Raw genomic sequence first — 13,126 nt, 5'->3', positions numbered from 1 at the left:
GCTTTTTCACCAACGCTCACTTGTCTGGCCCGCCCTTGTCCTCATTGCCCATTTCTTCAGCCCCTTCAGACCAGCCCACGCCGCTGGACGTGCTTGGCCAGGTTTTTGGCTACTCCGACTTTCGCGGCCCGCAGCAAGCCATCGTCGAGCATGTGATTGCTGGCGGCGATGCGCTGGTCTTGATGCCCACGGGCGGCGGCAAGTCGCTGTGCTACCAGATTCCGGCCATCGCCCGGCAAAACGCCGGCCACGGCGTGACCATCGTGATCTCGCCGCTGATCGCGCTGATGCACGACCAGGTCGGCGCGCTTCTGGAAGCGGGCGTGTCGGCGGCGTTCCTCAACTCCACCCAGACTTTCGAGGAAAGCAGCCAGCTGGAAAAGCAGCTGCTGCGCAATGAGCTGACGCTGCTCTACGCCGCGCCCGAGCGCATCAACACGCCGCGCATGAAGGGCCTGCTGGCGTCGCTGCACGAGCGCGGGCTGCTAAGCCTCTTTGCCATCGACGAGGCGCATTGCGTGAGCCAGTGGGGCCACGACTTCCGGCCCGAGTACCGCAGCTTGAGCCTGTTGCACGAGACCTTCCCCGACGTGCCGCGCATGGCGCTGACCGCCACGGCCGACGCGCTGACGCGCCAGGACATGATCGAGCGGCTCAAGCTCGAAGACGCGCGCTTGTTTCTAAGCAGCTTTGACCGGCCCAACATCCGCTACACCATCGTCGAAAAGACCGACGCGACGCGCCAGCTGCTGCGCTTCATCCAGGCCGAGCACCACGGCGAAGCGGGCATCGTCTATTGCCAGTCGCGCAAGCGCGTCGAGGAAATCGCCGGCATGCTCGAAGACGCGGGCATCAAGGCCATGGCCTACCACGCCGGGCTCGATGCCAAGCTGCGCCAGCAGCGCCAGGACCGTTTCCTGCGCGAAGACGGCTGCGTGATGGTGGCGACGATTGCCTTCGGCATGGGCATCGACAAGCCCGACGTGCGCTTCGTCGCGCACCTGGACATGCCAAAGAACATCGAAGGCTACTACCAGGAAACCGGCCGCGCCGGACGCGACGGCTTGCCCGCTGACGCCTGGATGGTCTATGGCCTGCAGGACGTGGTGAACCAGCGCCGCATGATCGACACCAGCGAAGTCGCCAGCGAGGAGTTCAAGGCGGTGATGCGCGGCAAGCTGGACGCGCTCTTGACGCTGGCCGAGGGCACGCGCTGCCGCCGCGTCAGCCTGCTGGGCTATTTTGGCGAGGCCAGCGAGCCGTGCGGCAACTGCGACAACTGCCTGACCCCGCCGGCCGTGTGGGACGCGACCGAGGCGGCGCGCAAGATGCTCAGCTGCATCTACCGCGTGCAGCAGGCCAGCGGCATCAGCTTTGGCGCCGGGCACATCATGGACATCCTGCGCGGCAAGCCGACCGAAAAAGTCGTGCAGTACGGCCATGACCAGCTCAGCACCTTCGGCATCGGCGCCGACCTGGCCGAGCCGCAGTGGCGCGGCGTGCTGCGCCAGCTGATCGCCAGCAACCTGGTGCGCGTCAATGCCGAGGCCTTCAACACGCTGCAACTGATGCCCGACGCGCGCCAGGTGCTCAAGGGCGAAGTCAGCGTGCTGCTGCGCCAGCAGGCCGCCAGCGCCAAGGCCGAGCGCACGCGGCGCGGCAGCAAATCGACGGTGAAAACATCGGTCAAGGGCATGGCCGAAGCGACGCTGAACGCCGGCGCGCTGGAACGCCTTGGCCGCCTGAAAGCCTGGCGTACCGACGTCGCCCGGGAGCACAACCTGCCGCCATTCGTGATCTTCCACGACGCCACGCTGCGCGCGATTGCCGAGCAGGCGCCGCAAGACCTGCACGCGCTGAGCGGCATCAGCGGCATGGGCGTGAAGAAGCTGGCAGCGTATGGCGCCGAGGTGCTGCGGGTGTGCGCCGAGCCGGGGTAAAACCACCGGACCCGGCTTGCAGGCGCCGGATAGGCTGGATTGACGCAGAATTCATGATGAAAAGCGGCTCTTGCGCAGGATGGACGGGCGCAAGCAGCTACTTTTTTAATAGCATCATGAATCTGACCCCGATTTCAGATTGTGCGGATAACGCTGGACCTGACCGGCCCACTGCTCACGCCCACTTCTTCCCGAGCGCCTCCAGGCCGGCTTTTTGCAGATCCTCCGGGCTCATCACGATGCGGAATTTGCAGTTGGCCTGAAAGTTGAGAAAGAACGGCTCCGCGAAAGAGGGCACGTCGGATGAATTTTGTACATCGATCAGAAATACCCCGCCGCGCCTTCCGTCTTGTTCCGTGAAGTACGCGGCCTGCGGTTTGATCGTTTCCAGGATGCGCCCAATGATCTCGCCCGCCTTGCCGCTCCTGACGTGGGCGTTGAAAGGCTCATGGGGGAATTCGACCGTGAGTAGCATTTTCATCATTCACCTCCTGGTTTCATCATGACGGCCCGGATGCCTGCCCAACGAATACCGGATGGCGGCTGCCTCTATCCGTTGAAGCCAGGGTCAGTGTGCTGCCGGATGCCAATGCCACCAATCCCCCAAACGCGGTAGGCTGCCGGAGCCTTGCTGGTGCCACCGCGCAAGTTCACTCGCCGTGATTCCTTCGGTTTTCAGTGGCAAGTGGCATGGATTTTCTGCATCACGGAACGCTTCCCGCGCGGGAGAGGGTGGAAATCCAAGGATGCTTTGTTATGTCACAAATCAAACCAAAGTATGAATACGCAATAGGGGTCGGAATCCAATTCCGTTCGCCATCTTCATTGAAAAATCGTTTTTTACGGTTACAGCCCAATATAAACGGGCATATATAGCTATAAAGTCAATAGCAACCATCAGCGCATGAACCCCATGCCCCGCCCTTCCCGCACCTCGGGCTTGATGCGGTGCTCGGCTTCCAGTTGCGCCAGGAATTCCTCGGCCGACAACTCCGCATCCAGAATCACCGCCTGCCGCTTGACCGCCGCAAAATCGCCGGGACACAGCTGCGTGAGTTGAGCCAGCCGCTGCTGCAACTCCCCGGTAAGCAGCGTGGCATCGCCCGCCAGCGCTTCGGTGACAAACATGGCTTCGCGCTGCCCGGCGGTCAGCGGCATGAATTTGATCTTGAAGGTGAAGCGCCGCAGCGCGGCCTGGTCCAGGCTCTCTAACAGGTTCGTGGTGCAGATGAAAATGCCGGCGTAGCGCTCCATGCCCTGCAGCATTTCATTGACTTCGGTGACCTCGTAGGTGCGCTGGGCGCCGCGCCGGTCCTGCAAAAAGCTGTCGGCCTCATCTAACAGCAGCACCGCCTTTTCAGCCTCGGCCTCGCGGAACATGGCGGCCATCTGCTGCTCGGTTTCGCCGACGTATTTGCTCATCAGGTCGCTGGCCTGCTTGATCAGCAGCGGCTGCTCCAGCGCGCTGGCGATGTGCTCGGCCAGCGCGGTCTTGCCGGTGCCGGGCGGGCCGTAGAAGCACAGGCTGCCGTGGCCCCGGCTTTTGAGCGCCTCCACGATGCGCGGAATTTCAAAGCGCGACTCCACATTGAGCATCGCCAGGTCATACGTCGTGACGTTGCGGCGCCCCGAGGCTTCGGCCTTGTTGCCCAGCGCCACGTCGGCATTCCTGAGCTGGCGCTCGATCAGCGACTCCATCAGCGATGGCCGGCCGCCCGCCAGAATCGCCTGCATCCCGGCGCCATCGACCTGCGCATCCATCGCTTTCGCGGGCGCGCTGGCCAAGCGGGCAAAACGCACCGCCGTGCGAATCTGCGCCGGCGTCAGGCCCTTGCGGGCGGTGAGCTTGGCGACGAACGCATCGCTGACCTGCACGCCTTCGAGCGTCTTGCGCACGATGCCTTCGCGCGCGCCGGGCGGCGGCGAACGCAGTTCCAGGTGGTAGGCAAAGCGGCGCCGAAAAGCCGGGTCGATCTGCTCGATGCGGTTGGTCACCCAGAGCGTGGGCACCGGGTTGGATTCGAGAATCTGGTTGACCCAGGCCTTGCCGCTGACCGAATGGCTGTTCGGGGCGGTCAGCTGTTCGGAGCGCGCCATCAGCTGCGCGGCCTCGCTGGAAATCGGCGGAAACACGTCTTCCACCTCGTCGAACAGCAGCGCCGAATGCATGCTGCCCTTGAGGAACACCTGGGCGATCTGCAGCGAGCGGTAGCGGTCGCGCCCGCTCAATGAATTGCCGTCGCGGTCGGCGTATTCGACCTCGAACAGGTCCAGCCCGGCGGCCTGCGCCACCACCTTGGCCAGCTCGGTCTTGCCGGTGCCGGGCGGGCCGTAGAGCAGCACATTGACGCCCGCCTCCTTGCCGGCCACCGCATGGCGCAGCAATGACACCAGCACCTGCGCGTCGTCCTCCACGAAGGCAAAATCGGCCAGCCCGAGGCGGCTGCGCGTGGCCGGCCGGGTGAAGACCGCCATCAGCTCGCTGTGGTCGCGGTATTTGCGCATCAGGACCGGCGGCAGCTTTTCGCTGACCTTCATCAGGTCGGCCAGGTCGGTGATGTTGTGCTCGGAGATCAGGTTCTCGACCATGCCGATGCGCTCCAGGCGCGAGCCGGGCCGCAGCGCTTCGGCGACCTCGGGCGCCTTGACGCCGGCCACGTCGGCAATCGCGGCATAGGCTTCGGGTGCGTTGTTGACCTTGAACTCGACCAGCAGCGAGCGCAGGTCGCGCTGGTATCTAGCCAGCGTACCGTAGAGCAGCAGCGCGCGTTCGGCCCGGTTGAGCTGCAGCAGGCTGGCCAGCGACTCGATGTTTTTTTCGACCAGCGTGGACTGCTTTTTCAGCGCCAGCGTCAGCCAGTCGCCGGTGGCGCTAAGGACCGAGAGCAAATCCTTGGGCTGGTCCTTGGCATGTTCGTCGAGGTAGAAAAACAGCGTGCCTTCCTCGTAGGGGCCGCGCCAGACGCCGTGGCGCGCCATGAACTCGGCATCGCTCAGGGTTTCGTGGTCCTGCCAGAACTCGTTGCCCTTGCAGCGGCGATTCAAAAATTCGCGCAGGCGCTGCAGCGCCGGCAGCGGCCACACCAGGTGCCGGCCCGACAGCGACAGCAGGCTGTTCAGGTCGCGCCGCACATTGAACTTGGCGCCCTGCCGGGCGGCCAGGGTCAGGACGAAATGCGAGCACATCAAATCCAGCACCGGCGCCTCTTTCAGGCCGGGAGAAAGCAGCCACTGCTGCGGATGCTCGACAAGGGAACGCTTGTTCATGGACAAACTCCGGTTTGCAACGATACCGCCAATGCCTCCGCCCTGATTTTTTTATTGATTCACCGCAGCCTGCACCATAACGCAAGCTAAAGCCGCATGGAAGGCACTACTTCAATAATGCCGTGAGGCATAGGCCACAAGCAGGCTCTCCAAAGGGGCGGAAAATGGCCTGCTAGCGCTCAACGGCGCCCAAAAAGGAAATCATGCTCAGCCTGACCGTTATCGAACAAGCCGCCCAGCGCCTGCACGGACATTTGCTGGACACGCCCTGCGTGGAATCGCGCACGCTGTCGCAGTTGACCGGGGCGCAAATTTACCTGAAGTTCGAAAACCTGCAGTACACCGCGTCCTTCAAGGAGCGCGGCGCCTGCAACAAGCTGGCGCAGCTCACCGAGTCCGAGCGCCAGCGCGGCGTGATTGCCATGAGCGCGGGCAACCATGCGCAGGGCGTGGCCTACCACGCGCAGCGCCTGGGCATTCGCGCCGTCATCGTCATGCCGCGCTTCACGCCGGGCGTGAAGATCGAGCGCACCCGGGGCTTTGGCGCCGAGGTGGTGCTGCACGGCGACACGCTCGACGCGTCGCGCGCCCATGCCATGGGGCTGGCCGAACGCGAAAAGCTGGTGTTTGTGCATCCCTATGACGATGAAGCCATCGTCGCCGGCCAGGGCACCGTGGGGCTGGAGATGCTGCATGCCGTGCCCGAACTGGAAGTGCTGGTGATTGCCGTGGGCGGCGGCGGGCTGATTGCCGGCGTGGCCACGGCGGCCAAGGCGCTGAAACCCGGCATTGAAATCATCGGCGTGCAGACGTCGCGCTTTCCAGCCATGGTCAACGCCATCAAGGGCACGCACCACCCGCAGGGCACCAGCACGATTGCCGACGGCATTGCCGTGGGCACGCCCGGCGTGATTGCGCAGGCTATCATTGCCGAAAAAGTCGATGACCTGCTGCTGGTCGATGAAGGCGACATCGAGCAGGCCATGGTGATGCTGCTGGAGATTGAAAAAACCCTGGTCGAAGGCGCTGGCGCGGCCGGGCTGGCGGCGCTGCTCAAATACCCGGCGCGCTTTGCCGGCCGCAAGGTCGGGCTGGTGCTGTGCGGCGGCAACATCGACCCGCTGCTGCTGGCAGCGATCATTGAGCGCGGCATGGTGCGCGCCGGGCGGCTGGCGCGCATCCGGGTCAGCGCGCGCGACATTCCCGGCTCGCTGGCCAAAATCACCGCCACGGTCGCCGACGCGGGCGCCAACATCGAGGAAGTGCACCACCAGCGCGCCTTCACCATGCTGGCGGCGCAGAACGTTGAGATTGAACTGGTGCTGCAGACGCGCGGCCGCCCGCATATCGCGCAGGTGCTGCAGGCTTTGCGCACGGCGGGATTCGAGGCTGAAGAGCAGCACTGAGCCTGCCCCGGGAGCGCGGGCCTGCTCTAGCGCAGATGCTTGCTCATCTTGGCGGCGAACAGCGCAGGAATGCCGACGCCGCGCCGGCCCGGAATCACCTCGAATGACTCGCCGGCGCGCAGCGTTCCCGATGTTTGCACCGCCAGGTAAAACCCGCAAAAGCCGGTTTGCGCCATCAGTTTGGAAGCGCGGCCAAAACCCATGGCGGCGTTGAATTTGTAGCAAGGCTCGCGTGGCAGCGTCACACGCAGTTCGCAGCCGGGAAATTTCAGCACATCGCCGGCCCAGACCTCGGTTTCCAGCAGGCCTTGCAGCGTCAGGTTTTCGCCCAGGCTGCCGTGGGGCAGGCTGGCGTCGATCTCGCCCACGCCGGCTCCGCGCCGGGCGGCCTGCCAGTACGCGTAATGCTCTGAAGGGTAGGCATAGACGGCTTTTGCCAGCCCGCCGTGAACCGACAGGTCAGCCTGATCGTCGCCCAGCAAGCCCAGCGGCAGCACCGGAACGGCTTGCGCCACCGGCTGCTTGCCGTAGGCCGTCAGAATGCTGCGCTCGCCGATGTTTGTCCGGCGGGCAAGGCCGACCTGAACCGAAAGAAGTTGCGGCATGGCGTGTCAGTTCCAGCCGATGACTTCAAAGCCTTTTTCGCTCAGGCAGCGCTGAACGAAGTTGCGGTAAACGCCATTGGGCTTGTCATTGTGAAAGGCGCCCGAGACCGCGCCGGCCGACCCGCCGACGGCAGCGCCCGCCGCGCCGGCACGCAGCATGCCCTCTCCGCCCCGGCCGGTGATCAGCGCGCCGACCGCCGAAGCCACGCCGGCGATGGCCGCGCCTTCGCCGGCACGGCGGCCGACTTCATTGGTGGTTTGCATCGGGCTCAAGCCCGAGGCCTGCGCCCGGGACATGCAGGCGTTCGCTTCCATGCGGCCCTGCGCGTCGCCGACGCGGTTGAGCGTGGCATTGGGGTACAGCACAGGCCTGGCCGAGGCGCTGCCGGCGCCGCTGCTCGCGCAGCCGGCCAGCACGAGAACCAGCGCCGGGGCAGCGCACAGCGAGAAAACGCGGGTTGAAGACTTCATGGTGTGCATCCAGAAACAAGCATGGCCAAAGGGTAACGCAAAAGGCCAATGCGCTCAGGAGCCGCCGCCGGGCGCCTCAAAAAGGTAAACTCAGGCCAAGTTTTCCAAGCATTTCAGGAGCTTCTCATGAACCCTTCAGCCCAACACACGACCAACGCAGCCCACGACAGCCCGACGCCGGCCCAAGAGCAGGATGCAGTGGACGCCATCGTCCCGATAATTCCAATCGTGTTGCCTCTGGTGGGCGGCGTGCTGATGTTCTTGCTGGCCTTCATCGCCATCTACATGGCTTGAAGCCGCTTTGCAGCCGCTTCGCCTGGCAGCCCAAAAAAGTCCGCAGCGTGCGGACTTTTTTGTTGGCAAGGCAACACCCAAACGCTTGACGCACCGAGGCTCACAGCATGCATCCAGAACCAGAAACGCCCATTTTGATGGCCGAAGGGCTTTCCTTCAGCCATTCCCAGCCGAGTGCGCCGCCGCTGTTTGACCAGCTGTCGCTGGTCCTGGCGCCCGGCGTCACCTGGGTCTGCGGCGACGAGGGCACAGGCAAAACCACCCTGCTCCAGTTGCTGGCCGGCAAGCTGCCCTCGACGGGGCAACTGCGCATCCAGGGTGTGTGCCTGACGCAAGAGCGGGAAGCCTACCAACGCCAGGTGGCGTGGTTTGACCCGCGCGCTACCGCGCTGGACCAGCAAACCGCCCGGCAAATCTTTGCCGGCCTGCCCCAGCGCCATCCCGGTTGCGACCTGGACGCGCTGCAGGCGCACATTGACGGCCTGAGCCTGGCGCCGCATCTGGACAAGGCGCTGTTCATGCTGTCCACCGGCAGCCGGCGCAAGGTTTTTCTGGCTGCCGCGCTGGCCGCCAGGGCGCCGGTCACGCTGCTCGACCAGCCCTTCATGGCGCTGGACCGGCCGTCCATCGACTATCTGCTGGCGGTGCTGGCCGAGGCCGCCCGGCAGCCCGGCCGGGCCTGGGTCGTGGCAGATTACGAAGCGCCCGGACAGGTGGCTTTGGCGGCGGTGGTCAAGCTCGGGGAACCGGGGCCAATTTCAGTGCCAAATTAGTCTTTTGCGCATATTCAGCGGGCACAATCAGCTATTAAATTAATAGCAAATTCTTGCTGGTCTTGAAGGCAAATGCCTTGGCGAGTTCCGCATGCAGAACCTGCGTGTCAATCGGTTTGTGCAGCACGGTGGCGCCCAGGCCCCGCGCCTGCGAAATGCGAAGCGGGTCGGTGTCGCCGGTGACGATGACCACCGGCGGGTCGAAATCGGCGAAGTCCGGCAGCTTTTGAAGCGCGGCCCGCACCGCCCGGATGACATCGTGGCCGGTCACGCCGTTTTCCAGGCGGAAGTCGGTGATCAGCAGATCGAATGGCGGGCCGTCGCCGTCGAAATCGCCGATGTAGCGGGTCGCGCCCTCAACGGTTCTGAACACCTCCACGAAGCAGCCCCACTGGCCCAGCAGCATGCGCATGCCTTCGCGCACCAGCACCTCGTCGTCCACCACGAGCACCCGCAAGCCCATCAAGGACGAGGCCTCATGCCGCGCCGCGCCGGGCTGAAAGGTCGGCGAGACCAAGGCGTTGACGCCAGCGGGCTGGCAAGGCGGGCTCGCGCACGGCAGCCGCAGCGAAAACACGCTGCCCTTGCCCAGCCGGGACGCCAGCGACAACTCCAGCCCGAGGCTATCGACGAGCCGCCTGACGATGGCCAGGCCCAGTCCCAGGCCTTTGTGATGGTCGCGCTCCTGGTTGGATATCTGGTGGAACTCGTGAAAGATTTTCTCATGGTGCGAGGCGTCGATGCCGATCCCGGTGTCCCAGACCTCAACCACCTTGTCGGTGCCGCGCGTGCGCACGGCCACCAGCACGCCGCCGCGCACGGTGTAGCGGATTGCATTGCCGACCAAGTTGCGCAAAATCAGCGACAGCAGCGACGGATCGCAGTAAACATGGTCGATGCAGTCGCGGCTTCGGTAAACCAGCCCCTTGCTGTCGGCCTGTGGACCGTATTCGTCTTCAAGCTGCCGCAACAGTCCCGCCAGGGGCATGGTGCGCGGCTTGGGCTCCATCACCCCGGCCTCGATGCGGGAAAAATCCAGCAGCGTGTCGAGCATTTCGCGACTCGCCAGGCTGGCGGCCCGGGCGTGCGTGACGATGGTTTCCTGCCTGGCATCGAGCCGGGTGGTGCTAAGCGATTCGAGGAAAAGGTTGAGCGCATGCACGGGCTGGCGCAGGTCGTGGCTGGCACCGGCCAGGAAGTTGCTTTTGGCCAGGTTGGCCTGCTCGGCCACGCGGGTCTGCTCGCGCAGCTGTTCAACGAGGAACATGTTTTTAAAGCGCAACTCGATGGTGCTGCCGATGTGGCGCTCGGTGTTGTGCGCAAAAATACCGTTGCTGAGCAGCAACAGCAGCAGCGCAACCGGCAGCACGGGGTTGACCTCGCCCCCATGGTACAAAAGTGCGCCCACCAGTCCGACCGCCATGGGCAGGCTGACCAGCCAGTAAAGCCGTGCGCGCACCCCGACCCCGGAGAGCAGTCCGCCGGACAGCCCGCCCATCAGGCTCACCATGCCCAAGGTCACCGCGCTGGATTCAGGCTGGTACAGCCAGCCGCAACCGATGCCCCAGCACAGGCCGACCGCCAGCGCCAGGGCCTGAAGCAGGCGGTAGGTTTGCTCAACGCTGTAAATACTGCCGGTTCGCCGCCAGAAATACCGCCAGATCAGCGCGCACGCCAGCGACACCAGCAAATAGGCCAGCAGCCAGCTTGCCGAATGCAGGCGCAACACCGCGACCCCCTCGAAGCCTGCGGCGGATACGCTGTAATTCCCGGCAGCAAGCCAGGCCACAAACCGTTGCCCCTGTTCGATCCAGCTGCCGCTCAGGGGGTCTGGATTGACCAGCCACACCAGCCAGGTCAGCAAACAGCCGGTCAGGCCGCTGCCGAGCAATGCAGCGTAAATATTTGCATTGATGAGCTGCAATTGCGAGTCCAGCACGGACAGGTGGCGCAAGGCTTGCGGACCCGTGCCGGCTGTCGCGGCCGGCCCTGGCGCGCCGGGCACCATTTTCATGGAGGCTTCGGGCATCGGGGCGGCGCTTAAATCAGGGTTGCGGGAAGAAGTCCGAGACGCTGCGAAGCCATCACGGCCTCGGTGCGGGTTAGCGCATTGAAGTGCCTCAGGATGGCGACCACATGGTTGCGAATGGTGTGCTCGCTCAGGTGCAGCTTGAAAGCAATCGCCTTGTTGCTCAGCCCTTGCGCCAGCAGCTTGAGAACCTCGTACTGGCGCGGCGTCAGGCTCTCGTCGCCTCCCGGAATTGCGCCGGCCGCAGCCTCGCCGGGCAAAGCCTGCGGCTGCGGCTCGGGGCCGCGCTGCTGATACAGCCAGCGCCGCACTTCCTGGCAAATCTGCACCGGCTGGGCGGTCTTGGAAACAAAACCGCAAGCGCCCTTGCTCAGGGCTTCGCGCACCAGCTCGGGCCTGTCGTGGGCCGACAGCATCACGATGACGGCGTCCGGCCATCGCTGCCTGACGCTTAGCAGACCTTCCAGTCCCCCGATTCCCGGCAGGCCGATGTCGAGCAGCACCAGATCCACCGACTGCTGCAGCGCCAGGGCGTCAGGCAGGTTGCCGGCATCCAGGATGTGGGCATGCACCAGCGGGCTGCTGCCGAGCATGAGGCGCATGCCTTCGCGAAAGAGCGTGTGATCGTCCACCAGCAAAACCGTGGGCGGCTCAATGAACGAATTTGGCATGGCCGCTCCCTCGCAAGTGTTGACAGGACTGCAGTCTAGACGCTTGCATCGCCAGTGCATGCAGCCCGCAAATGCGCCGATGCAGAACAGTACAAAAAGACCAGAGACATGGCGAACGCACTGCATAAAAATCGGAAAAGTTACAAAAGTTTCATGCGCAAACCGCTGTAACAGGCACCAAATTATCCCCGCCGGGCGCTCGGAGAACAACAGCAGAACGAAGGCGTCAAGTGGCCACAACACACCCCAACGGAGAAAAGCAATGTGTGATCAAAATAACGCAAAAAATGAAACGGACTGGTCAGTCGTGGAAAATATTAAAAATCTCACCCCTTATCCGCCGGCCGCTCTCCAATCGCCCTCGCAGACAGCACTCGGCGAGAAGGGTCCTTTGCTTGAATGGGGAGAGGCTTCTGGTATTGGCGATGGCGCATTTCCATCTGTCGCCTTGAATAAGGATATATCGCTTACCGTCCACGAAGGCGGCGCGTTTAACGCCCAATTATTTTATAATACAGGGCCGATTCGTGGTGGTTTTGGCGACGCCATTCCCTATGATTCCGGTGGCTACCCATTCATAGCGATGAATGACAATGGGCAACTCGTTGAAGTACACCAGTCTGGATTTGACCTTTATTATAGGGTTGGCAAAATTCATCAGGATGGAACGGTTACATGGGGGCCATCCTTATGGTTTGACAACGGTCACTGGAGTTCAGTGGCAATAAATAATCTCGGAGCAGTTATTGAGGTGCACAACAATGGGGCCAATCAGCTCTACTACAATATAGGCACGATTTCCGGCGACAAAATACTGTGGAACAAGAAGGCCGTAAATTACGACAACGGATATACGCCAAGCATCACCTTAAATAATAACGGCCTTGTACTGGAGTGCCATGTTGAATCCCTGCATCGCAGACTACGCAACAAGATAGGCCTGGTGAAAACAAACGAAAACGGGGAATTAAAAATAGAATGGGACTATAACATTTGGTATGACGACGGAGCTGCGCCAAGCATTTCCATTAATGATGCAGGCAATGTTGTAGAAGTGCATCAATCAGGCGCAAGTTACGATCTTTATTATCGCGTCGGTCAATACAGTGATTATAGTGGTTCTGTGGCCTGGAGCGATCAAAATGGAATTCGTTACGATGGAGGCCGGCTTCCCAGGGTGGCCATCAATCAAAATGGCCAGATCAAGGAAGTACACCAATCGGAGGCCGCGCCTACGATTTGGTTCAGAGATGGACTAATTTATTGGCCCACACAAGACCTCGATAGATCAGCGGTGGCGAGCGCCGACGTGATGGCAGCGCTCAACAGCATCCCCGTCATCGGCAGCGTTGCGGCCACCAGCATTGATCCGCCAATGATCGGCCAGCAGGCCAGCAATGCGCAGCCAGACCCCCGCGGGTCGGATTGACCTGCCGGGCCTGATTCATTCTTACGCACCCTGCACCAATCATGTTTTCAATGCCAGAGCGATCAGCCGCGCTTTCCCTTAAAGGCAAGACCGTCTGTCCACGTTGCGGTGAGTTGGCGCCTCGTATCAAACGAAAGCTGCGTGACCGCATCATGGGCTTTTTCAGGCCGGTAAAGCGTTACCGATGCGATTACTGCGACTGGACTGGCTCCATCGCTGTCTCTTGCCCGCCGCGCAAATA

Annotated in this window: 11 protein-coding genes; 5 read left to right on the top strand and 6 right to left on the bottom strand. The window is 62.8% G+C overall.

Going from position 1 to position 13,126, the window contains the following annotated elements:
- The first annotated feature begins 35 nt into the window (after positions 1-35).
- Entirely contained in the window at positions 36-1,940 is a 1,905-nt protein-coding gene (recQ, locus tag PNAP_RS00565) for a DNA helicase RecQ (RefSeq protein ID WP_049763619.1), read from the top strand.
- 175 nt (positions 1,941-2,115) lie between these two features.
- On the opposite strand, the gene PNAP_RS00560 is transcribed toward recQ, so the two are convergent.
- On the bottom strand, positions 2,116-2,421 hold the full coding sequence (locus PNAP_RS00560) for a KH domain-containing protein (protein ID WP_041376873.1): 306 nt from the start codon (positions 2,419-2,421) through the stop codon (positions 2,116-2,118).
- A gap of 416 nt (positions 2,422-2,837) precedes the next feature.
- Positions 2,838-5,207, bottom strand: a complete 2,370-nt coding sequence (locus PNAP_RS00555) for an ATP-binding protein (RefSeq protein ID WP_011799547.1) — start codon at positions 5,205-5,207, stop codon at positions 2,838-2,840.
- A gap of 203 nt (positions 5,208-5,410) precedes the next feature.
- Between PNAP_RS00555 and PNAP_RS00550 the strand changes: the two genes are divergently transcribed.
- Positions 5,411-6,613, top strand: coding sequence for a threonine ammonia-lyase (locus tag PNAP_RS00550; protein WP_011799546.1), 1,203 nt, complete (start codon positions 5,411-5,413; stop codon positions 6,611-6,613).
- Between the two features lie 26 nt (positions 6,614-6,639).
- Here PNAP_RS00550 and PNAP_RS00545 read toward each other — a convergent pair whose 3' ends face one another.
- Both PNAP_RS00545 and PNAP_RS00540 read right to left on the bottom strand, forming a co-directional pair.
- On the bottom strand, positions 6,640-7,218 hold the full coding sequence (locus PNAP_RS00545) for an MOSC domain-containing protein (RefSeq protein ID WP_011799545.1): 579 nt from the start codon (positions 7,216-7,218) through the stop codon (positions 6,640-6,642).
- A 6-nt stretch (positions 7,219-7,224) separates the two neighbouring features.
- Positions 7,225-7,689: a glycine zipper family protein gene (locus PNAP_RS00540; protein ID WP_041376872.1), complete on the bottom strand. Its 465-nt coding sequence runs from the start codon at positions 7,687-7,689 to the stop codon at positions 7,225-7,227.
- Between the two features lie 126 nt (positions 7,690-7,815).
- Between PNAP_RS00540 and PNAP_RS27510 the strand changes: the two genes are divergently transcribed.
- Together PNAP_RS27510 and PNAP_RS00530 are read left to right on the top strand one after the other, a co-directional pair.
- On the top strand, positions 7,816-7,983 hold the full coding sequence (locus tag PNAP_RS27510; protein ID WP_198140662.1) for a hypothetical protein: 168 nt from the start codon (positions 7,816-7,818) through the stop codon (positions 7,981-7,983).
- A 107-nt stretch (positions 7,984-8,090) separates the two neighbouring features.
- Positions 8,091-8,756 carry an ABC transporter ATP-binding protein gene (locus PNAP_RS00530; protein ID WP_011799542.1) on the top strand — a complete coding sequence of 222 codons (666 nt, stop codon included), beginning with the start codon at positions 8,091-8,093 and terminating at the stop codon, positions 8,754-8,756.
- Positions 8,757-8,790: 34 nt separating this feature from the next.
- On the opposite strand, the gene PNAP_RS00525 is transcribed toward PNAP_RS00530, so the two are convergent.
- Both PNAP_RS00525 and PNAP_RS00520 read right to left on the bottom strand, forming a co-directional pair.
- A complete protein-coding gene (locus PNAP_RS00525; RefSeq protein ID WP_049763618.1) occupies positions 8,791-10,785 on the bottom strand; it encodes a hybrid sensor histidine kinase/response regulator in 1,995 nt (664 codons plus the stop codon).
- 11 nt (positions 10,786-10,796) lie between these two features.
- Complete coding sequence (locus PNAP_RS00520) at positions 10,797-11,456, bottom strand: response regulator (RefSeq protein WP_011799540.1); 660 nt, start codon at positions 11,454-11,456, stop codon at positions 10,797-10,799.
- Positions 11,457-11,718: 262 nt separating this feature from the next.
- On the opposite strand from PNAP_RS00520, the gene PNAP_RS26730 reads away from it, so the two are divergent.
- On the top strand, positions 11,719-12,885 hold the full coding sequence (locus PNAP_RS26730; protein ID WP_157040181.1) for a hypothetical protein: 1,167 nt from the start codon (positions 11,719-11,721) through the stop codon (positions 12,883-12,885).
- The last annotated feature ends 241 nt before the right edge of the window (positions 12,886-13,126 follow it).

The sequence above is a fragment of the Polaromonas naphthalenivorans CJ2 genome (assembly GCF_000015505.1).
GTDB classification, from domain to species: Bacteria; Pseudomonadota; Gammaproteobacteria; order Burkholderiales; family Burkholderiaceae_C; genus Polaromonas; species Polaromonas naphthalenivorans.
The sequence above is the reverse complement of the archived record's forward strand: the minus strand, read 5'-3'. Positions and strand labels throughout refer to the sequence as shown.